The 19,584-nt window shown below is 66.8% G+C and carries 21 protein-coding genes; 10 read left to right on the plus strand and 11 right to left on the minus strand.

The features are described from left to right. Positions 1–25: 25 nt before the first annotated feature. Both V6N07_RS05325 and V6N07_RS05330 read right to left on the minus strand, forming a co-directional pair. Positions 26–1,621: an AMP-binding protein gene (locus V6N07_RS05325; RefSeq protein WP_371154599.1), complete on the minus strand. Its 1,596-nt coding sequence runs from the start codon at positions 1,619–1,621 to the stop codon at positions 26–28. After that, positions 1,618–2,121, minus strand: a complete 504-nt coding sequence (locus V6N07_RS05330; RefSeq protein ID WP_371154601.1) for a hypothetical protein — start codon at positions 2,119–2,121, stop codon at positions 1,618–1,620. The genes V6N07_RS05325 and V6N07_RS05330 overlap by 4 nt, the downstream gene beginning before the upstream one ends. Positions 2,122–2,343: 222 nt before the next feature. Between V6N07_RS05330 and moaA the strand changes: the two genes are divergently transcribed. Genes moaA through V6N07_RS05345 form a run of 3 tightly spaced genes read left to right on the plus strand, consistent with a single transcriptional unit; the run spans position 2,344 to position 4,465 of the window. Further along, the gene (moaA, locus tag V6N07_RS05335) at positions 2,344–3,372 is read left to right on the plus strand and encodes a GTP 3',8-cyclase MoaA (protein ID WP_371154603.1); all 1,029 of its coding nucleotides are present in this window, start codon (positions 2,344–2,346) and stop codon (positions 3,370–3,372) included. Continuing rightward, complete coding sequence (locus tag V6N07_RS05340; protein ID WP_371154605.1) at positions 3,369–4,007, plus strand: ferredoxin; 639 nt, start codon at positions 3,369–3,371, stop codon at positions 4,005–4,007. The genes moaA and V6N07_RS05340 overlap by 4 nt, the downstream gene beginning before the upstream one ends. Further along, positions 4,004–4,465 carry a histidine phosphatase family protein gene (locus tag V6N07_RS05345; protein ID WP_371154607.1) on the plus strand — a complete coding sequence of 154 codons (462 nt, stop codon included), beginning with the start codon at positions 4,004–4,006 and terminating at the stop codon, positions 4,463–4,465. Before V6N07_RS05340 ends, V6N07_RS05345 begins: the two co-directional genes overlap by 4 nt. A gap of 22 nt (positions 4,466–4,487) precedes the next feature. Here the strand turns inward: V6N07_RS05345 and V6N07_RS05350 are convergent, their stop codons facing one another. Further along, a complete protein-coding gene (locus V6N07_RS05350; RefSeq protein WP_371154608.1) occupies positions 4,488–4,967 on the minus strand; it encodes an Lrp/AsnC family transcriptional regulator in 480 nt (159 codons plus the stop codon). A gap of 118 nt (positions 4,968–5,085) precedes the next feature. Here V6N07_RS05350 and cysG point away from each other — a divergent pair, with 118 nt between their 5' ends. The 6 genes from cysG to V6N07_RS05380 all read left to right on the plus strand — a co-directional run bounded on the left by cysG (position 5,086) and on the right by V6N07_RS05380 (position 10,518). Next, a complete protein-coding gene (gene cysG / locus V6N07_RS05355) occupies positions 5,086–6,468 on the plus strand; it encodes a siroheme synthase CysG (RefSeq protein WP_371154610.1) in 1,383 nt (460 codons plus the stop codon). Beyond that, on the plus strand, positions 6,465–6,773 hold the full coding sequence (locus V6N07_RS05360) for a DUF2849 domain-containing protein (RefSeq protein WP_371154612.1): 309 nt from the start codon (positions 6,465–6,467) through the stop codon (positions 6,771–6,773). Before cysG ends, V6N07_RS05360 begins: the two co-directional genes overlap by 4 nt. After that, a complete protein-coding gene (locus tag V6N07_RS05365; RefSeq protein WP_371154614.1) occupies positions 6,773–8,428 on the plus strand; it encodes a nitrite/sulfite reductase in 1,656 nt (551 codons plus the stop codon). Before V6N07_RS05360 ends, V6N07_RS05365 begins: the two co-directional genes overlap by 1 nt. Beyond that, positions 8,418–9,158, plus strand: coding sequence for a phosphoadenylyl-sulfate reductase (locus V6N07_RS05370; RefSeq protein ID WP_371154616.1), 741 nt, complete (start codon positions 8,418–8,420; stop codon positions 9,156–9,158). Before V6N07_RS05365 ends, V6N07_RS05370 begins: the two co-directional genes overlap by 11 nt. A 3-nt stretch (positions 9,159–9,161) precedes the next feature. After that, entirely contained in the window at positions 9,162–9,581 is a 420-nt protein-coding gene (locus V6N07_RS05375) for a DUF934 domain-containing protein (protein ID WP_371154618.1), read from the plus strand. Positions 9,582–9,654: 73 nt separating this feature from the next. Then, complete coding sequence (locus V6N07_RS05380) at positions 9,655–10,518, plus strand: ferredoxin--NADP reductase (protein ID WP_371154620.1); 864 nt, start codon at positions 9,655–9,657, stop codon at positions 10,516–10,518. A gap of 82 nt (positions 10,519–10,600) precedes the next feature. Here V6N07_RS05380 and V6N07_RS05385 read toward each other — a convergent pair whose 3' ends face one another. Beyond that, positions 10,601–11,821, minus strand: a complete 1,221-nt coding sequence (locus tag V6N07_RS05385) for a hypothetical protein (RefSeq protein WP_371154621.1) — start codon at positions 11,819–11,821, stop codon at positions 10,601–10,603. A 154-nt stretch (positions 11,822–11,975) separates the two neighbouring features. On the opposite strand from V6N07_RS05385, the gene infC reads away from it, so the two are divergent. After that, complete coding sequence (gene infC, locus V6N07_RS05390; RefSeq protein WP_371154622.1) at positions 11,976–12,542, plus strand: translation initiation factor IF-3; 567 nt, start codon at positions 11,976–11,978, stop codon at positions 12,540–12,542. A gap of 73 nt (positions 12,543–12,615) precedes the next feature. Here the strand turns inward: infC and V6N07_RS05395 are convergent, their stop codons facing one another. The 7 genes from V6N07_RS05395 to V6N07_RS05425 all read right to left on the minus strand — a co-directional run bounded on the left by V6N07_RS05395 (position 12,616) and on the right by V6N07_RS05425 (position 19,534). Next, on the minus strand, positions 12,616–13,653 hold the full coding sequence (locus V6N07_RS05395; protein WP_371154623.1) for a permease: 1,038 nt from the start codon (positions 13,651–13,653) through the stop codon (positions 12,616–12,618). A gap of 30 nt (positions 13,654–13,683) precedes the next feature. Then, positions 13,684–14,001 carry an ArsR/SmtB family transcription factor gene (locus V6N07_RS05400; protein ID WP_371154625.1) on the minus strand — a complete coding sequence of 106 codons (318 nt, stop codon included), beginning with the start codon at positions 13,999–14,001 and terminating at the stop codon, positions 13,684–13,686. 215 nt (positions 14,002–14,216) lie between these two features. Beyond that, complete coding sequence (locus V6N07_RS05405) at positions 14,217–15,011, minus strand: xanthine dehydrogenase family protein subunit M (RefSeq protein ID WP_371154626.1); 795 nt, start codon at positions 15,009–15,011, stop codon at positions 14,217–14,219. 61 nt (positions 15,012–15,072) lie between these two features. Next, positions 15,073–15,555, minus strand: coding sequence for a (2Fe-2S)-binding protein (locus V6N07_RS05410; RefSeq protein ID WP_371154627.1), 483 nt, complete (start codon positions 15,553–15,555; stop codon positions 15,073–15,075). Between the two features lie 106 nt (positions 15,556–15,661). Continuing rightward, on the minus strand, positions 15,662–16,642 hold the full coding sequence (locus V6N07_RS05415) for a molybdopterin-binding protein (RefSeq protein ID WP_371154628.1): 981 nt from the start codon (positions 16,640–16,642) through the stop codon (positions 15,662–15,664). Continuing rightward, complete coding sequence (locus tag V6N07_RS05420) at positions 16,639–17,610, minus strand: XdhC family protein (RefSeq protein WP_371154630.1); 972 nt, start codon at positions 17,608–17,610, stop codon at positions 16,639–16,641. Before V6N07_RS05420 ends, V6N07_RS05415 begins: the two co-directional genes overlap by 4 nt. Positions 17,611–17,674: 64 nt before the next feature. Next, positions 17,675–19,534, minus strand: a complete 1,860-nt coding sequence (locus V6N07_RS05425) for an OmpA family protein (RefSeq protein ID WP_371154631.1) — start codon at positions 19,532–19,534, stop codon at positions 17,675–17,677. Positions 19,535–19,584: the final 50 nt, after the last annotated feature.

Consider the following 19,584-nt stretch of genomic DNA (forward strand, 5'->3'; position numbering starts at 1 on the left):
CGTGGGCGACGCATCGCCGCCGCGATCAGGCCCCGACCTGCGGTCGCGGCGCATGCTCCTTCAAGTCGCGCCGTCTGATCTTGCCCGTGGCCGTCATCGGCAGGTCGGCGACGAAATGGACCGCGCGCGGCGCCATATGCGGTGACAAACGCTGTCGCACCCAGGCGATCAGATCGGCATCGGATACCGCGCCGGCATCATGCAGGACGACGAAGGCCGTCACCGCCTCGCCCCGCGTCGGATCGGGCAGGCCGACGACCGCGCACATCAGAACGGCCGGGTGCGCGGTCAGACAGGTCTCGATCTCGGTCGGGCCGATGCGATAGCCGGCGGAATTGATGACATCGTCGTCGCGCGATACGTAAGTGATGACTGACCCGTTCAGCCGCCCAAGGTCGCCCGTGCGCAGCCAGCCGTTGCGCACCTTGTCCTGCGTCTGCTCCGGCTTGTTCCAATAGCGCAGGAACGTGGCCGGAGACCCCCTGGTGCAGATCTCGCCCGTCTCACCCTGCCCCACGGGGCGACCGTCGGGGTGCTGCACCTCGACGTCCACACCGGGGACCGCGCGCCCCAAGGCACCGGGCACCCGGTCCTGCGTCCCCTCACAGGACGCCATCACGAGGTTGCATTCCGTCTGACCGTAGATTTCATTGATGGCGCACCCCAAAGCCGTCTGCCCCCAGTCGAGCAGGGCGGAGCCCAGCGCCTCGCCCCCCGACATCACGGCGCGCAGGCGCAGATCCGCCGGGGCCATGCTTTGGCGCAGCATCTTCAGGGCCGTTGGTGGCAGAAAGGCCGTGGTCACCCTTTCGGACGTCATCACGTCCCACGCCTCCTGCGGCGTGAACTTGGCGAACCGTTTCGCGATGAGAGGCACGCCGAAATACAGCGATGGCATCGCAAGATCCATCAGCCCACCGATCCATGCCCAATCCGCAGGTGTCCATGCGACATCCTCCGCCCGCGGAAATCCGTCCAACGCGGTCTCGACGCAGGGCAGATGGCCCAGCAGGAACCGATGGGCATGCAGAACCCCCTTCGGTGTGCCGGTGGTGCCGGAGGTATAGATCATCATCGCCGGGTCATCGGCACCTGTGATCGCAGGGGTGAATGCCGTCCCCGACGACAGATCCCACGCATCCGCATCATAAAGATGCCGCAGGTCGGGCAAATCCAGATCCGCGAGCTTGGCAAGGCCAGTCGCGTCCGCGACGATCGCAACGGCGCCACTGTCGCGCAGGCGATATTCCAGCGCCTCGGGACCGAACAGGGTGAACAGCGGCAGGGATACCGCGCCCAGCTTCATCGCCGCCAGGTGCGCGATCATCACCTCTGCCCGTTGCGGCAGCAGGATCGCGACCCGGTCGCCCCGCCTTACACCGTTGTCGGCAAGGGAGAGGGCCAGACTGTCCGATGCGGCCTTCAGCTGGGCAAATGTCCAGACGGTACGCCCCGCCGACAGGTCGATGATCGCCGTGCGGTCCGGTGCCGTCTCGGCCCAAGCGTCGCAGCAGGCCGTCGCGATGTTGAACCTCGCCGGAATGTCCCACGCAAAAGCGGCCCGCATCTCGTCCCACGGCCCGAGATGTGGGATCGTCCGCCGCGCCTCTGACAGGGTCACGTGCCCGTGGCCAGTGTAACGGGGTGCAGGCCGGTCAGCGGCAGGCCGAGGGCCTGAAGCGCCGACAGGGAGATTTGCGGACCGCCCGCCCCCGCGCCCAGCGGGCGCAAGGTGACGGCGATCGCATCACCGGATCCCGTGCGAACCGTTCCCGCCTGATCCGAGCTGACGAGGGCCGATTTGACCCAGAGCCCCGCATCGGTGGGATCGCCCAGCGCGACCGTCACCTCACCCAGGGTGCCACCCGGCGCCGAGGCCGCGCTGACCCGTGCCGCGTCCTTCTCGGCCTCGGACACCGTGTCCAGACTGTCGGCAGAGATGCTGGCACCGGTCGGCAGGGCCGTCGAGGTGCCGCCGTCGCCCGGCAGGGGCTCCGGCTCTCCGATCGTCTCCTGTGTTTCGGGCGCTTGCCCGAAGGGGCCCCGCAGACCGTCCAGTGAGGGCAATTGCGCACAGCCGGCCAGAAACGCCGGCAGCAGGAAAAGAATTCGCGGTGTCATCGTGGCCCCCAAGGCAAGTTCACGGGCGGAGTTTAACACCCTCGCCCGGCGGGTCGAGGGCCTGCATGCCGGAGGCCATCGACTGGCCCCACCGAAGACCGCGCCATCCGGCATCACGGGGGGCCCTGTGCACGCGCGGGTGCACGTCACGAATTGTTCATGCCCCGGTCGCAACGGCCAGCGGGCCTTGCGGGACATGTCGGGCGGGCGTAGCGTCCCGCCATGTCTGCACCCCTCATCGACCCCTTCGCACGCACCATCGACTACCTTCGGGTGTCGGTGACGGACCGTTGCGACTTCCGCTGCACCTATTGCATGTCGGAGCATATGACCTTCCTGCCGAAACGCGATCTGCTGACGCTGGAGGAACTGGATCGTCTGTGTTCGGCCTTCGTGCGGATGGGTGTGCGCAAGCTGCGCATCACGGGGGGGGAACCGCTGGTGCGCAAGGGGATCATGACGTTCTTCGAGGGGATGTCGCGCCATCTCGACGGCACTTCCGAGGCAGGCCGGCTGGACGAACTGACGCTGACCACCAATGGCAGCCAGCTGGACCGGTTTGCCCAACCGTTGTGGGATGCGGGCGTGCGCCGGATCAACGTCTCGCTCGACACGCTCGACCCCGACAAGTTCCGTGCGATCACCCGTTGGGGCAGCCTCGACAAGGTGCGGCGCGGCATCGACGCGGCGCGCGCCACGGGCATGCGGGTCAAGATCAACACCGTCGCCCTGAAGGGCTTCAACGAGGCAGAGCTTTTCGATCTGGTTGATTGGTGCGCGCGCGATGACCTCGACCTGACCTTCATCGAAGTGATGCCGATGGGCGATATGGGCGACGGAACCGATGGGACCTTGCGCCTTGGGCAATACTGGCCCCTGCGCGATCTGAGGACACGGCTGGCCGAGCGCTTTACCCTGTCCGAGCTGTCGTATCGCACGGGTGGCCCCGCGCGGTATTTCGAATTGCAGGAAACCGGTCAGCGGATCGGCTTCATCACCCCGCTGACGCACAATTTCTGCGAATCCTGCAATCGCGTCCGTCTGACGTGTACGGGCGAACTCTACATGTGCCTCGGGCAGGAAGACATGGCCGACCTGCGCGCGCCCCTGCGCACCTCCGAGGGGGATGCCCCGGTCGAGGCCGCCATTCGGGAGGCCATCGCGCGCAAGCCGAAGGGACACGACTTCGACTATTCCCGCCAGCGCGCCGATGGCCAGATGTCCCGCCACATGAGCCACACGGGCGGATGACGTCCTACGCACAGGTGGCGGCCGCCGCGGCAAGCTGCGGTCTGGTCGCGCTGGGCGGAACACATGACCCGGACGCCACCGGAATGCCGCAGGACGTAACCCTGATCCTGCTGGGACCGGACCCGGTCCGTTTCTGGCCCCTGTTGCAGGCCGCCCCCGAGGCGCGCCTGCCCGATCCCGTCGACGCATGGTCGATGCGCGTCATCACGGACCTTGCGCATGCCCTCGGCGCGCGGCCGCGCTTTCCCTTCGGCACCCCGCCGCAGCCCTTCATCCGCTGGGCGCTTGCGTCCGGCACGTGCCACCTGTCCCCCGTGGGGCCCCTCGTGCACGAAAGCCTCGGCCTGAACGTCAGCTTTCGCGGTGCCCTTCTGTTCGCGAAAACGATCGCGCTGCCCCCGGCGGGACCGCGACCATGTGAAACCTGCGCCGCGCCCTGTCTTGGCGCCTGCCCCGTCGATGCCATGACCCCGGACGGATACGATCTTGCGGCCTGTCACTCATGGCTCGACGAGGCGGCGAATACCTGTATGACACGCGGCTGCGCCGTGCGTCGGGCATGCCCCGTGTCCCCGGCGCGACCCGACGCGCAGGCGGCCCACCACATGGCGCATTTTCACGAGGTCGAGCGATGAAACTTATCCTTCTGCGCCACGCCAAATCCGATTGGGAGGATCCCCTGCAGGAGGATCGGGACCGGCCATTGAACAGGCGGGGTCGGGATGTCGCCCCCCGTGTCGGCGGGTGGCTGCGCGCCAATCGTCACGTGCCGGACCTGATCCTGTGTTCCTCTGCGGTGCGGACGCGGCAGACGCGTGCGGCGCTCGGCTTCGATGATGTGCCGACCGATTATCAGGACGCGCTCTATCTGGCGGGGCCGGACACGATACTTGCCGCCGCCAACCGCCGCGCGGATATCCCGACCGTGATGGTGATCGCCCACAACCCCGGCATCGCCGAAGCAGCGGCGCAGGCCTGCGCGCCCCGTCCGGTGCATCCGGATTTCGCCCGTTACCCCACGTGCGCCTGCACCATCATCGAAGGTCCCTTCCCCGGGAAACCGGTGGCGTTCCTGGTCCCGCGCGATCTGTGACGCGGCGCCACGTCGGTCGCCGTCAGACCGGCACCGACGGTTCCGACTTCAACTCCTCCATCGACAATAGCGCGGTGACGTTGAAGACGCGCACCTCCGAAATCAGCGCCTGATAGAACACGTCGTAGGCGCGTGCATTGGCCACGCGCACCTTAAGGATGTAGTCGATATCCCCTGCCAGACGGTGCGCCTCCTGCACTTCGGGGCGTGCCCGCAGGGTGGCCAGAAAGCGGGCCTGCCAGTCGGCTTCATGCTCCGAAGTTCTTATGAGGACAAAGAAACACGCCTCCAGTCCCAGCGCCTCCGGGTCGAGGATGACAGTCGATGGCCCCATCACCCCGGCCGCCCGCATCTTGCGAATCCGGTTCCAGACCGGCGTCTTGGACGACCCGACCTGACGCGCGATATCTTCCAGCGATTGGCTGGCATCCGCCTGAAGGGCCCGGAGGATTTTCCGGTCGAGATCATCCAGACGCGCCTTCGTCCCGGTTTTGTTGCTCATTTGGACCATCCTTCCATATTCGTATCGTTATCCAATCATACGTTCCTGTTACACGCCGTGCACTCCCCTTTTTACGGAACAACGTTCTATATGTACGACGAACAGCAAGGGTGCCGTCATGAACCACTTTCCGATCTTCGTCGCCCTAGAGGGCCGCCGCGTTCTGGTCGCCGGTGGTGGTGATGCGGCTGTGGCAAAGCTGCGCCTGTTGTTGAAGACGACGGCGCATATCACCGTTGTTGCCGAAACCTTCGACGAGGTGATCGAGGACTGGGCCGCCGCTGGCAGGCTTCACCTCATCCGTCGCCGGCAGGAACCAGGTGATGCGATGTGCTGCGTTCTGGCCTATGCCGCGCAGGAAGATGCGGACCTCGATGCGGCGACCGTCCGTCTGGCGGCGGCAGATGGCGCGTTGGTCAATGTCGTCGACAATCTGGAGCAGAGCCAGTTCATTACGCCGGCGATCGTCGACCGTGATCCGGTTGTCGTTGCAATCGGCACCGAGGGCGCGGCACCTGTTCTGGCACGCAAGATCAAGGCCGACCTCGAAGAGACCCTGCCCGCACAGCTGGGGCCGCTTGCGCGCATCGCGAAGACGTTCCGCCGGGCGGCCAATGCCCTGCCCTTCGGCGCCCCCCGCCGCCGTTTCTGGGCCGAGTACTACGACATCGCCGGACCGCGCGCGGCCGAACAGGGTGAGGATGCCGTCCGCGCGGCGCTCGATGACCTGCTGTCGGATCATCTGGCGGCGGATGCACGCGGCGGCCACGTTGATCTGGTCGGTGCCGGTCCCGGCGACCCGGAGCTGCTGACCCTGAAGGCGCGCAAGGCGCTGGACGCGGCAGACGTGGTCATCCACGACCGCCTTGTCGCCCCCGAGATTCTGGAGCTTGCCCGCCGCGAAGCCACGATCATCGATGCCGGAAAGGAAGGGTTCGGCCCTTCGACCGCACAGGGCGACATCAACGCCTGCATCGTCGAGCATGCGAGGAAAGGCCTGCACGTCGTCCGCCTGAAGGCCGGTGATCCCACTGTCTTCGGCCGGCTGGACGAGGAGATCGAGGCATTGCACGCCGCGGGCCTGCCGTGGTCGATCGTGCCCGGCATCACCGCCGCCAGCGCCGCAACCGCCTCGATAGGTCAATCGCTGACACGGCGGAACCGCAACGCCTCGGTCCGGTTGATAACGGGACACGACATGAAAGGATTTGCGGATCAGGACTGGCGCGCGCTGGCCGCGCCGGGAGAGGTGGCCGCCATCTACATGGGCAAGCGGGCCGCACGTTGGATGCAGGGTCGCCTTCTGATGCATGGGGCGGCACCGTCAACGCCGGTCACGATCGTCGAAAACGCCAGCCGCCCGGATCAACGGACCATCGCTGCGACGTTGTCCACCCTGCCCGAGGCCGTCGCGGATGTGACCGGTCCCGCCCTTCTCCTCCACGGCCTCGCCCCGCGTGCCGCACAGATTGCCCTTTCCAGACAGGAGGTCGCGCTATGAGCCGCGCCAAGGTCTTTACCCCCAAAGTCGTCACCGCAAACCTGCTGGTCGAAGGCGACGTCGTCTATCTGTCCGCGACGGATGCATGGGTCACCTCGCTCGGCGATGCCGAAGTCCTGACGGACGAGGCGATCGCCGAAGCCCGCCTGATCGATGGGGCCGAACAGACCGAAACGGTCGTCGGCGTCTATCTGGCGGACGTGAGCGACGGCCCCGACGGCCCCGAACCGGTCCATTTCCGCGAGGCGTTCCGCGCCACCGGGCCGACCAACTATCCCCACGGCAAAGCTCACGAGGTGGCGTGATGTATCAGTACAACGATTTCGACCGCGATTTCCTGGCCGAGCGCAATGCACAGTTCCGCGCTCAGGTGGCCCGCCGCCTCGACGGCAGCCTGACCGAGGACGAGTTCAAGCCCCTGCGCCTGATGAACGGCGTCTACCTGCAGCTGCACGCCTACATGCTGCGTGTGGCGATCCCCTACGGCACGATCAGCGCCGACCAGATGCGCGTGCTCGCGGATCTGGCCGAGCAGTTCGACAAGGGCTACGGCCATTTCACCACGCGTCAGAACATCCAGTACAACTGGCCCAAGCTGTCGGATATTCCCGACATGCTGGACCGGCTGGGCGAGGTCGGGATGCATGCCATCCAGACCAGCGGCAACACGATCCGCAACGTGACCGCGGACCACTTTGCCGGTGCTGCGGCGGACGAGATCATCGACCCCCGCCCGGTTGCCGAATTGCTGCGTCAGTGGTCGACCGACCACCCGGAGTTCCAGTTCCTGCCCCGCAAGTTCAAGATTGCCGTGACCGGGTCGCCCAACGACCGTGCGGTGACCCGTGCCCATGACATCGGTCTGGTCGCGGCCGAAAAGGACGGCAAGGTCGGCTTCGAGGTGATCATCGGCGGCGGTCTTGGCCGCACCCCTATGGTCGGCAAGACGGTGCGCGAGTTCGTGGCCGTCGAAGACCTGCTGCCCTATTGCGAGGCGATCGTGTCCGTCTACAACCGGCTGGGACGGCGCGACAACAAGTACAAGGCCCGCATCAAGATCACGGTTCACGAGAACGGCCTGGACGAGATGCGCGAACAGATCGAAGCGCGCTTTGCCGAGATCAAGCCGCTGTTCTCGGGCATCGATCAGGCGATGCTGGCAGGGATCGAGGCGCAGTTCGCATCACCCGCATTCCGGCCGTCGTCCGACCTGCCCCCCGTGCTCGACCCCGCGCTGAAGGCCTGGGTCGATACCAACACCGTGGCCCACCGCCGCGACGACCATGCCATCGTGACCATCTCGCTCAAGGCGCATGGTGCGACGCCGGGTGATGCGACCGCCGAACAGATGCGCCTGATGGCCGATCTGGCGGAACGGTTCGCCTATGACGAACTGCGCATCAGCCATGAGCAGAATGTCATCCTGCCCCACGTGCGTCGCGCCGACCTGCCCGCGATCTATGCGATGCTGCGTCATGCGGGCCTTGGCACCGCGAATGTCGGCCTGGCCAGCGACATCATCGCCTGCCCGGGCATGGATTACTGCGCCCTTGCGACCGCGCGCAGCATTCCCGTTGCCCAGGCGATCGCGAACCGCATCGACGAGATGGGGATCGAGCATGACATCGGTGCGCTCAAGATCAAGATCTCGGGCTGCATCAACGCCTGCGGGCACCATCACGTCGGTCATATCGGCATTCTCGGCCTCGACCGGGCGGGTGTCGAAAACTACCAGATCACCCTCGGGGGCGACGGGACGGAGACGATGTCCGTCGGCGAACGTGCCGGCCCGGGCTTTGCCTATGACACCATCGTGCCGGCGATCGAACGCCTGATCCTCGCCTATCTGGATCAGCGGGCCGATGCGTCCGAGACGTTCCTCGCCGCCTATCGGCGGCTGGGTGCGGCCCCCTTCAAAGCAGCCCTCTACCCCGAACGGGAGACTCAAGATGCCGCTTGATATCAATGCCCTTCTGACCGCCCGCGCGCGTCAGCTGAACGCCGATCTCGCCGATGCTCCGGCAATCCGCGTTCTGGAACACGCCCTCGGCGATGCGAAGCTGGGGAACATTGCGATGGTATCCTCCTTCGGGGCGGATTCCGTGGTATTGCTGCACTTGCTGTCACAGATCGACCGGCATCTGCCGGTCCTGTTTCTGGAGACGGCGATGCTGTTCCCCGAGACCTTGGCATATCAGCAGACCGTGGCCGAGACCCTTGGCCTAACCGACGTCCGGGTCATTCGCCCCGATCCGTCCGATCTGTTCGTGCATGACTCGACCGGGGAATTGCATCTGGCCGACACCGACGCCTGCTGCGCCATCCGTAAGGTCAAGCCGCTCGAACTCGCGCTGCAGGGCTTCGATGGCTGGATCACGGGACGCAAGCGCATCCACGGGGGCGACCGCGCCGATCTGGCGCTGTTCGAGGTTGACGGCGCCGCGATCAAGATCAACCCGCTGGCCGCGTGGTCCGGTGCCGATCTGGTTGCCCACATGGACGCCCATGACCTGCCCCGCCATCCGCTGGTCGCCAAGGGGTTCTCCTCGATTGGTTGCGCGCCCTGCACCACCTCGACCCTGCCCGGCGAGGCGCCGCGCGCCGGCCGCTGGCGCAGCAGCGACAAGGTCGAATGCGGCATTCATTTCGACGGCGCGCGCATCTGGCCCGCCCCCCGGCCGAGGAGCTGAGCCATGCCAATCGTCACCGATACCGGGTTTGCCCCCGATGACCTGAACCACGGGTTCACGACCGTCGAAGACCTGCCCGCGAATGGGCCGGTCGCGATCGACCTGCCGTCGGATGCCGACCTGGCACCCGTCCTGTCGCGGTTGGACGAGGCGACGGCCATCCGCGTCGCCTTTCCATCCTTCGCCGATGGCCGTGGCTTTACCATCGCGCGTCAGTTGCGACAGGCCGGATACAAGGGGCGCCTGCGCGCCTTCGGCCACGTCATCGCGGACCAATACGCCATGGCCCGGCGCGCCGGTTTCGACGAGGTAGAGATCGACGACACGCTGGCCGCCCGTCAGCCCGAGGATCAGTGGCGCGCGCGTGCCGACTGGCAGGCCCACGACTACCAATCGCGTCTGGGACGGCGGCGTGCCGGCTGACCGGCCACGCCTTTCCCTGACTCAGATCAACGACTAGATGAACCGGAGGGGTGCAGATTGCGCCCGAATTGCCATGACCGAGCATAGCCCAGTGACCCAAGACACCGCAGCCCCCATCAACGCCACCGCGACGCCGGTTCTGCCCGATGCGCAGACGGTGACATCCGTGACCCATTGGACCGACCGGCTGTTCAGCTTTCGCGTGACCCGCCCCGCATCCCTGCGGTTCCGGTCGGGCGAATTCGTGATGATCGGCCTGATGGGGGACGTGAACCCGAAGACCGGCAAGCAGAAGCCGCTTCTGCGGGCTTATTCCATCGCCTCGCCCAGCTGGGACGAGGAGTTGGAGTTCTACTCGATCAAGGTGCAGGACGGCCCCCTGACGTCGAAGTTGCAGCATATAAAACCTGGCGATCAGATCATCCTGCGGCCCAAGCCCGTCGGCACGCTGGTCCATGATGCCCTGCTTCCGGGCAAGCGGTTGTGGTTCTTTGCCACCGGCACCGGCTTTGCGCCCTTTGCCTCGCTGCTGCGCGATCCGCAGACATTCGAGGATTACGAGCAGGTCATCATCACCCACACCGTTCGCGACGTCGCCGAGCTGGAATACGGTCGCAAGCTGATCGAGGAGATCCGCAGCGACGAGATGCTGGGTGAGTTGCTGGGCGAGGAGAACCTCGCGAAGCTGACCTACTATCCGACAACAACGCGCGAACAAAGCCCCAAGATGGGCCGTATCACGGACCTGCTGACCGATGGCACGGTGTTCGCCGACCTCGGGATCGACGGCATTTCGCCGGAAACCGATCGTGCGATGGTCTGCGGATCCCTTGGCCTGAACACCGACATCAAGGCAATCCTCGAAGGATATGGCCTTGAGGAAGGCGCCAACTCGGAGCCCAAGCACTACGTCGTGGAAAAAGCTTTCGTCGGCTGATCGGCCCGACGAGCACCGCCACACACAAAGAGGGCCGCGCCATCGTCAGGATGGCGCGGCCCTTTTGCGTTTTGGGAACGTTTTACTCGAGGCCGAACTGGCTGCGCACTGCGGTGATCGCGGCGTCCACGAACTCCGGGTTGTCGCGGGCCTGCTCGATGGCGGTCCGAACGGCCGTCTTGGCAAGCGGGTTCAGGTCCGCATCATCGACATAGGCAAGGATCGCATCCGCGTCGAAGGTCTCGGGCGTCAGCAACTCCGACAGCTCCGCCTCGCTGGCCGGGGCGACAGCGGCATCAGCCGAATCCGTCGTCAGGGTATCGGACGTGGCATCCACGCCCTGATCGACCGTATCGGCGGTGGACGGCACGACCTCTTCGGTCAGGGCATCCGACGGTGCCGCCTCGACCGGATCCGTGATGGACGGGTCCGCATCGACGGTCGCATCCTCGGTGACGGTGCTTTCCTCGACGACGGTTTCCTCGGCGACGGGCGCTTCGGTCGCGGCCTCTTCGGTGCCGGACACGGCGGTGTCGGCGGCTTCTTCCACGGCTTCGACCTCGGGGGCCTCGACTTCAGGGGCCTCGGTCACGGGGGTTTCGGTCACGGGGGCCTCGGTTGCCGGCTGGATGGGAACCTCGGTCTCGATCACATCGGCGCCGTCCGTCACGGCCTCCGAGGTCTCCTCGACGGCTTCGGCCACACCATCCGTGGCGGCATCGGCGGCTTCGGCCGCGTCCGTCGCCGCGTTTTCGGCCGCCTCTGCGGCATCCGTCGCAGCTTCTTCTGCGGCTTCGGCCGTCGCGTCGACAGCAGCGTCTGCCTCGGCGGCGGCTTCTTCCGCGCCGGTTTCAAGCACGGACGTCGTTTCCTCCAGCGCTTCGGACGTCTCCTCGACAGCGTCGGCCAAGGCGGCCTCGGCGTCTTCCATGGCGGCATCGGCAGCAGTGGCCGTGTCATCCAGCAGGGCGGCGGCGCCTTCGCCTGCGTTGTCAGCCGCTTCGCCGATGGCGGTGGCGGCATCGTCCGCGGCTGCGGCAGCATCGTCGGCGGCCTCTTCCGCGGCTTCGACGGCCGAATCAGCGGCAGCGGCGGCCTCGTCGCCGGCTTCGTCGACCTCCGCCTCTACGGCTTCGGCTGCGTCCTCGACCTCTGCCTCGGTCTCTGCGACCGTTGGTGTCTCGACGGCGGCGGGCTCGGGTGTCTCGGCGACGATCTCATCCTGATTCATCCGGCCTATGACGATCCAGGCCAGAGCGGCGACAATCAAAACGGCAATGCCGACGATTAGGTTGCGGGACATGCGGTGTCTCCTCAAGGGGTGCGATTCACGGGCGTGATGTCTCTTGACGTAGTAGCCTCATACCTTCAACGACAAAGCGGCCGTGTTGTTCCCTCCGAGTGCCCTTGCCGCTTGAAGAAAAGGGCCGGAAGGGCTATCTTGCAGCCCTCATTCAATGATCAAAAGGAACACGATCATCGCCCGCAGACCTCACAATGCGCCTCCGCAGCGCGACACCGGCCCCCGCGTCAACGACCGTATCCGTGCGGTTGAAATCCGCCTGATCGGCGCCGAAGGCGAAAACGTCGGCGTCGTCAGCCCCGCCCGCGCCCGCCAGATGGCGGAAGACGCAGGCCTTGACCTGGTCGAGATCAGCCCGAACGCCACGCCGCCCGTGTGCAAGATCATGGATTTCGGAAAGTACAAGTACGAGACCCAGAAGAAGGAAGCCGAGGCGCGCAAGAAGCAGAAGATCATCGAGGTGAAGGAGGTGAAGTTCCGCCCCAACACCGACACGCATGATTATGACGTCAAGATGCGCAACGTGATGAAGTTCCTGGAAGCCGGGGACAAGGTCAAGGTGACCCTGCGGTTCCGCGGCCGCGAGATGGCGCACCAGAACCTCGGACGGGAACTGCTGGAACGTGTGGCCAAGGACACCGACGAGATCGGCAAGGTCGAGAACTTCCCCAAGATGGAAGGCCGCCAGATGGTCATGATGATCGGCCCGAACAGCCGCTGACATCAGTCGGAACGAATATGAAGGGGCACCCGGTTGGGTGCCCTTTTTTGTTGGGCCTGTCCGGGCCCTGCAATCAGGCAACGACCCCATAGATCAGGCCCGCCGTGATGGATCCGGCAAACGCCAACCCGAGGTAGAGCACAAAGACCCGTGGCCGCGCCAGGGCCCAGACCGCGATGGCCGCCGGCAGGGAACTGACGCCACCGGCGACGAGGAACGCCAGACCGGCCCCCGGCGCCATGCCCTGCTCGATCAGACCACCGACCAGCGGCAGGGCCGCGTACCCGTTGAGGTAGGCCGGCACGCCGACGGCGGATGCGATCACGACGGTGCCGATACCGTCCCCGCCCAAGAGGCCCGTGATCGTCTCGGCCGGGATATACGCCAGCATGAGGCTTTCCAGCAAAAAGGCGAGGGTCAGCCATTTGGCAAGGAACAGCGTCGTGCGAAGCGCCTCTCGCCCGAACCTTGCCCGGCGGTCGTCATCTGTCCAGAACCGCCAGACGACAGGCTTCGGCGCGCGCACGGAGGAGGCACCGCATCCACCATCGCCGACACCCGCGCGCAGGGGGCGCGTCATCAGCCCGGCGCGCATCAACAGCATCGTCACATACCCCCCCAGAAGACCGAGACCGATGGCCGCCACGGTCTTGGCCACCGCGAACTCCCACCCGAGGACGCCGACGGTCAAGGCGAACATCGACGGGTCCATGATGGGCGACGCCAACCAGAATGCCATGACCGCGCTCAGCGGGACGCCCATCGCCAGCAGGGCCGCGATAAGGGGGATCACGCCGCAGGAACAGAAAGGAGAGACTGCGCCGACAAGGGCAGCGACCGCGACCATCAGGACGGGGGCGCCGGAAAACGCCTTGGCGATCAGGTTATCGGCCCCGCTGGCCGACGCATAGGCCGCGATCGCGACCGACAGCAGCAGGAACGGCGCCGTCCCGACCAACGCGTCGATGGTGAAGGTCAGCGAGGTCAGCGCCTGCGACGGCGACACCACGGCCAGACCCGCCAGGATCAGGGCGACGGCTGCCCAGACACGATGCTCGCGCCACAGCGGCAGCCAACTTTGAAGACGCGGGGAACTGGACAGGTCAGTCATGACAAAGGCTCGCTTTGAAGGGGGACAGGGTCAGGCAGCGGCGTCGCGCGACAGACGCACCCCGGTGCAGCATTCTTCGGTAAGGAAACCCAGAAGGCCCCGCGTCGCCGCGAAATCCACATCGCAGCGCACCTCGCGGCCATGCCGCGTCTGATTGACGAGCCCCGCCTGAACAAGCGCGCGCAGGTGATGGGCCAAAGTCGACGGCGCAAGATCGAGATGCGCGGCCAGATCGCCCACACGCAGACCGTCAGGGCCGGCGCGCACGAGCAGGCGGAAGATGGACAGGCGGGCCGGATGGCCCAGAGCGGCAAGCGCCTCGGCGGCGGTATCTGTATCAAGCTTCATGACGAATCCAATAAACCGGAAATCCGGTTTTGTCGATTCATCTTTCCATCTTCGTTCATGCCCACGGATACACGGCTCCATGCGGCCCGCGCGCCCGCATTAAACGCAGGACGGGCGTCGGTCAGGGTTGAAGATTGCGACGGCGGGGCCCGGGCATCACGGGCCCCGCCGTCGCCGGACAGGTATCAGCCCTTCAACGGGCCGATACGGAACGCTCAGGATGCGGCGGCGACGGCCCGCGCGGTCATCACGCGCACCAGATGCGCCCGGTAGGTGCCCGATCCGTGCACGTCGGAAATCATCTCCTCCGCATCGAGGTCGGCAAGACCGGACAGCGCGGCGGCGGAAAAATCGCTGCTCAAGGCGTCCTCGGCCTCCGACCAGCGGAACACCCCGTCCCCCGAGGCACCGGTGACGGCGACGCGCACCCCGTCGGTGAAACGCGCGACATAGACCCCGACCAATGCAAAGCGTGACGCGGGTTGCAGGAACTTCTCGTAGGCAGCGGCCTGCGGCACGGGGAAGCGCACCTCGGTGATGATCTCGCCTTCCTCCAGATCGGTCGCGAACATTCCGTCGAAAAAGTCGTCCGCCGCGATTTCCCTCGCGTTCGTCACGACCGTCGCGTCCGACGCAAGGACCGCCGCCGGATAGCAGGCCGAGGGATCGTTGTTGGCAAGGCTGCCGCCGATGGTGCCCCGTGTCCGGACCGCCGGGTCGCCGATGCGCCCCGCCAGCGCGGCAAGCGCCGGATAGCTGTCCACACAGCCACGCGCCACCTCTGCATGGGGTGTGCCGCCGCCGATGCAGACCCGGCCCGCATCGTCGCGACAGATGCCCCTGATCTCCGGGATGCCGGACAGCGCGACAAGCCGGTCCATCTGGGCCAATCGCGCCTTCATCGTGGGCAAAAGGGTCTGTCCGCCGCCAAGGGCCTGCGCGTCCTCGTCCGCAAGGGCGGCAACCGCATCTGCGATGGTCTTGGGTCGGGTCAGGTCGAATGGATACATCTGGGGTCTCCTGAAACGTGGGGGCGCAGGCCGGATCGCGGGCCGGTGGCAGGGGCTGCGGTCAACCTGCGACGGGCTCGACCGACTGCCCGCTGGCCGCGAGGACGGATTTGACGATGTTGTGGTAACCGGTGCAGCGGCAGATGTTCCCCTCAAGGTAGTGGCGCACCTCTTCCTCGGTGGGCGTGGGGTTTTCCTCGAGCAGCGCGGCCGCCGCCATTACCATCCCCGAGGTGCAGAAACCGCATTGCAGACCGTGGTGTTCCTGAAACGCGGCCTGAACCTTGCCCAGCGTGCCATCCGGGGCGGCCATGCCCTCGATGGTCGTGATCTCCGCGCCCTCGACTTCCTGAGCGAGGACGGTGCAGGCCTTGACCGGGGCGCCATCCAGATGGACGACGCAGGCCCCGCATTGCGACGTGTCACAGCCGACATGGGTGCCGGTCAGGTGCAGACCATCGCGCAACCAGTCGACAAGCAGGGTGCGGCCCTCTGCCGGGGCGGAACGGGCCGTGCCGTTTACGGTCATGGTGACGTCTGTCATCTGCGGTCCTCCTGACATTTGAGATCACGTAACCACAGGCGGCCGCATCGGGAAATGCCGAAAGTGCAGTTGCCGCGCCGGGATTGCCCGCGCGGTCGCCTGCGGGTCAGCGGCGGCGTTCGCGGGGCTGCGGCCGTGTCGGTATCTCCTTGAGCAGGCCGCCAACACCCATGGCGGCAATATCCGCCGACTCCACGGGCACGCCGCAGACGATGCGTTCCAGAACCCAATCCGCACCGTTCAGGGCGGGTGACCGTGCGCACCCCGGCAGGCCGATCACGGCATCCGCCCCAAGCGTGCCGAGAAACAGCAAGTTGCCCGGATCGACCGGCATTCCGAAGCGCGTCAGCACCCCACCGGCCTGTCCGAGGGCGGTGGGTCCCACGTCTCGCGGATCCGACGTGGCCGAAGCCGTCAGGATCAGGCGCAGCGGTGCGTGCCCATCGGCCAAGGCCGCAGCCAGGGCATCGGCGTCATGCGGCACCTGACGGGTCGATACCGTCACATCCAGCCGACGCAGGCGGTCGACAACGGCGTCCACCCCGGGCGCCTCCGCCGCCGCGTCCAGCGTGGTCACGATCAACTCGGCCTTCGACAACGCGGGGACAGCCCGCGACAGGGCCCCTGCCCCCGCTTCGCAGGCGGCCGACAAGGCACGCTTTGACACACCATAGGCGATGATCTTGACGGTCGCGGCCATGGTGCCCGGGGCCATACGCTGCCATTCCGGCAGGGTCGCGACGGTGATCATCGGGTCGATTGCATTCACGGCGGCAATCGCCGCGCGGTCGATACGCAAAAGGCCCGGCCCCTCGGCGTGCAGGTTTGCGCGCCCGGTGAAGGCATCGCGCCGCGCCAACCCATCGCCGCACAGGGCGGCGGCAAGCCGGGCCGCAGCGGCGTTTTCCTCTATGTCGCCGGCGTCGAGGCGCGCAACGATCGGGTTCGTCTGCCCGGCTGCCGCCAAGGTGGCCAGATCGTCACCATCCAGAACCTTGCCCTTGCGCAGACGCCCACCGGGCGTGGACACGGAATGCGCAAGGATGGCCCCCAGCGCCTCGGACAGCGGAACCCGACCGAACCTCATCCCCGACGCAAGGCCCGCGTCATCGCGCCGAGGATGGCAACGGCGATTTCCGCGGGCGAGGCCGCGCCGATATCGAGGCCCACGGGCGCATCGATGCGGGCAATCTGATCGGCCGGAATGCCCGCCGCCTGCAACCGTTCCTGCCGCTTTGCGTGGGTGCGACGGGACCCCAGCGCCCCGATGTAGAAGGCATCGGAGGCCAGTGCCTCGATCAGGGCGGGGTCATCGAGCTTGGGGTCGTGGGTCAGCAACACGACTGCCGACCGCGCGTCGGGCGCGAAGGTGCGCATCGCGGCGTCGGGCCAGTCATGGCTGAGCACCGTGTCGGGAAACCGGGCCGGCGTGGCAAAAGCCTCCCTCGGGTCGATGACGGTGGGGGCGTAACCGGTCAGCCGCGCCATGGGGACCAGCGCCTGTGCGATATGCACACCGCCGACGACGGCAAGGCGCAGCGGGGGGGCATGCAGGGTGACGAAGACGTCCGGGTTGTCGTCCATGAACCCGCTTCGACCTGTCTGCAGGCGCGGCCGGATGTCCGCGCCCGTGACAAGGTGGGTGGCCCCGGTTGTCAGGTCGACCGCCTGCCCCACCGCCTCGGACCGGGCACGGAGGGCGACGAGGTCGGACAGGATGTCGACCGACAGCGCGGGCCCGACCGGTTCGAGAAGGATGCGGATGGTCCCGCCACAAGCCAGCCCGACGGCAAAGGCATCGTCGTCGGACACGCCGTATTCGAGAATCCGGTGCCGCCCGTCGGTCATGGCGTCCAGCGCCTCGGCCACCACGGCCCCTTCGACGCAGCCGCCGGACACCGATCCGACCAGTTCCGCCTCGTCCGAGATCGCAAGCTGCGCACCGCGCGGGCGCGGGGCGCTGCCCCAGGTGTCGATAACCGTGGCAAGGGCTGCCCCCCTGCCCGCCTGCGCCCACGTCAACGCCGCCGCGGGCGCATCATCCAGCTGTGTCATGGCGTCCCTCCGCCAATCACGATGACGGAGGGACGCGTGGGTCACAAGACCCCCTGCCGCCAGATCACTCGGCCGCAGCCGTCTGCAACAGTTGCGTGATCTGGCGCACGGTCGCGCGACGGTTCGCGCGCTCATCCGCCTGTGTCGACACCTTCAGGAACCGCTCACCGTAGCCTTGGACGACCATGTTCTCGACCGGCACGTCGAAATACTCGTTCAGGGCCAGGGCCAGCGTTTCGGCACGGCGGTCCGACAGGGCAAGGTTGTAGGCCGCATCCCCGACCGCATCGGTATGCCCTTCGATCAGGAAAACCTCGCGCGGGTTGGCCCGGATGGCCGCCAGAACCTCACGGGCGAGGCCGGTCAGGTTACCGGCCTGCTCCGGCGTGATCGCGGCGGATCCGCTGGCGAAGGTGACTTCGCTGACCTCGAACGCAGGCGCAAGTGCGCGCACCTCGGAAATGTTGCGCACCTGTGCAAGGCTGAAGCGACGATCAAGCCCGGCTTCGCGCCGCAAGGCCGCACGAAGGGGGTCATCCCCCTGCCCGGTGGACACGACCGGGGCCACCGGCAGGGACGCCACATCGACCGGCGCGACCTCCTCGGTGTCGTCGATCAGGGTATATTCCGATCCGTCCGTCTGGACCAGCACACGGCGCAGAACCCGAAGCGATGCATCACGCACGGTGATGACCTGGCTGCCATCCTCGCGGGTGACGATCGTCCGGGTAGAGCCGTCGTCGAAGCTTTCGGTGCGCACGTTCGACCCGGCCTGACGAAGCAGGGCATCGTCATCCTTGAGGACGGTCAGCGCGCCATCATCCTGTTGAACAACGACCCTGTCGCCGGAGTTGGACACGACGCGGTTCCGACTGTTCAGGACGGTGCCGACCGCAAGTGCACCCAAGGCACCAAGGGCGAATTTCTGAGCGTTCGACAAGCCGCCACCATCGGAGGATTCAACAGCACCGGTCTCGAAATCCTCGGAGGAGCTGCGCACGTCGGCATCGGTCACGGTCTGCTCCGTCACCGTTCCTTGCGAACCACCGGACGCGGCGGCGGCGGGGGCTTCCTCTCCGCCGCGATCACCACCGGAGAAGAGCGCGTCGGCGGTCCGCTGCGCGGCTTCCTGCTGCTCGGCGCTCAGGGTCGGTGCGCCACGGGCCGCGACTTCATCCGCGAGACGGCTTTCCAACGCCCGGTCGCGGGCAGCGGCGGCTTCGATCCCTGCCTGCAGATCAGCCCCCGACATCAGGGTGGTGATGCAGGCATCGACACGGCCTTCACCCACTTCGACTCCGGCATCGAGGCACTGCTGCTGCGCTTGCGGCACGGTCAATGCCGCCTCGGCATCCCGTGCGGCCTGCGCCTCGCGCGCGGCGGCGGCCTCGCGCTCGGCCTGCGCATCCCGCTCGGCTTGCGCTTGGCGTGCGGCATCGGCCTCGGCTTCGCGGGCGGCGGCTTCACGGTTCGCCTCGGCTTCTGCCTCGGCGGCGGCCGCAGCAGCGGCCCGTTCCGCATCCGCCTGGGCGGCGGCTTCGGCCTCGGCGCCCGCCTGATTGCCGGCTGCAACGGCATCCTGAATGCCCGCGCCCGCCATCAGGGATCCGATGCAAGCGTCCACCCGACCGGCGCCGACCTGCACGCCCGCGTCGAGACACTGCTGCTGTGCCGCAGGAACCGTCAGCGCAGGTTCATCGGCTGGCGTGACGCCCCCGGCCGCGGCGGCGGCCGACAGGTCCTGTCCGGCCAGAAGGGCCTGGATGCAGGCGTCGACGCGGCCTTCTCCAACCTGGACCCCGGCGGCCAGGCATTCCGTCTGCGCCTCCGGCACGGTCAGGGATTGTGCCGGCGCAACGGCCGGAATGAGCGCGATCGTGACGCTGGTCGTCAGGGCCGTCGCAGAGCGAAGGGCAGTGCGCATGTGGAGTCTCCCAAATGATAGTCTGCCAAACAAACACCATTGGCCCTGCG

Origin of the sequence: Jannaschia sp. 2305UL9-9 (assembly GCF_041403465.1) — a bacterium.
In the GTDB taxonomy this organism is placed as follows: domain Bacteria; phylum Pseudomonadota; class Alphaproteobacteria; order Rhodobacterales; family Rhodobacteraceae; genus Jannaschia.

Coding starts and splice junctions, on each gene's coding strand:
- V6N07_RS05330 (WP_371154601.1), bottom strand. CDS start 2,121: ATGACACCGCGAATTCTTTTCCTGCTGCCGGCGTTTCTGGCCGGCTGT.
- moaA (WP_371154603.1), top strand. CDS start 2,344: ATGTCTGCACCCCTCATCGACCCCTTCGCACGCACCATCGACTACCTT.
- V6N07_RS05340 (WP_371154605.1), top strand. CDS start 3,369: ATGACGTCCTACGCACAGGTGGCGGCCGCCGCGGCAAGCTGCGGTCTG.
- V6N07_RS05345 (WP_371154607.1), top strand. CDS start 4,004: ATGAAACTTATCCTTCTGCGCCACGCCAAATCCGATTGGGAGGATCCC.
- V6N07_RS05350 (WP_371154608.1), bottom strand. CDS start 4,967: ATGAGCAACAAAACCGGGACGAAGGCGCGTCTGGATGATCTCGACCGG.
- cysG (WP_371154610.1), top strand. CDS start 5,086: ATGAACCACTTTCCGATCTTCGTCGCCCTAGAGGGCCGCCGCGTTCTG.
- V6N07_RS05360 (WP_371154612.1), top strand. CDS start 6,465: ATGAGCCGCGCCAAGGTCTTTACCCCCAAAGTCGTCACCGCAAACCTG.
- V6N07_RS05365 (WP_371154614.1), top strand. CDS start 6,773: ATGTATCAGTACAACGATTTCGACCGCGATTTCCTGGCCGAGCGCAAT.
- V6N07_RS05370 (WP_371154616.1), top strand. CDS start 8,418: ATGCCGCTTGATATCAATGCCCTTCTGACCGCCCGCGCGCGTCAGCTG.
- V6N07_RS05375 (WP_371154618.1), top strand. CDS start 9,162: ATGCCAATCGTCACCGATACCGGGTTTGCCCCCGATGACCTGAACCAC.
- V6N07_RS05380 (WP_371154620.1), top strand. CDS start 9,655: ATGACCGAGCATAGCCCAGTGACCCAAGACACCGCAGCCCCCATCAAC.
- V6N07_RS05385 (WP_371154621.1), bottom strand. CDS start 11,821: ATGTCCCGCAACCTAATCGTCGGCATTGCCGTTTTGATTGTCGCCGCT.
- infC (WP_371154622.1), top strand. CDS start 11,976: ATGATCAAAAGGAACACGATCATCGCCCGCAGACCTCACAATGCGCCT.
- V6N07_RS05395 (WP_371154623.1), bottom strand. CDS start 13,653: ATGACTGACCTGTCCAGTTCCCCGCGTCTTCAAAGTTGGCTGCCGCTG.
- V6N07_RS05400 (WP_371154625.1), bottom strand. CDS start 14,001: ATGAAGCTTGATACAGATACCGCCGCCGAGGCGCTTGCCGCTCTGGGC.
- V6N07_RS05405 (WP_371154626.1), bottom strand. CDS start 15,011: ATGTATCCATTCGACCTGACCCGACCCAAGACCATCGCAGATGCGGTT.
- V6N07_RS05410 (WP_371154627.1), bottom strand. CDS start 15,555: ATGACAGACGTCACCATGACCGTAAACGGCACGGCCCGTTCCGCCCCG.
- V6N07_RS05415 (WP_371154628.1), bottom strand. CDS start 16,642: ATGAGGTTCGGTCGGGTTCCGCTGTCCGAGGCGCTGGGGGCCATCCTT.
- V6N07_RS05420 (WP_371154630.1), bottom strand. CDS start 17,610: ATGACACAGCTGGATGATGCGCCCGCGGCGGCGTTGACGTGGGCGCAG.
- V6N07_RS05425 (WP_371154631.1), bottom strand. CDS start 19,534: ATGCGCACTGCCCTTCGCTCTGCGACGGCCCTGACGACCAGCGTCACG.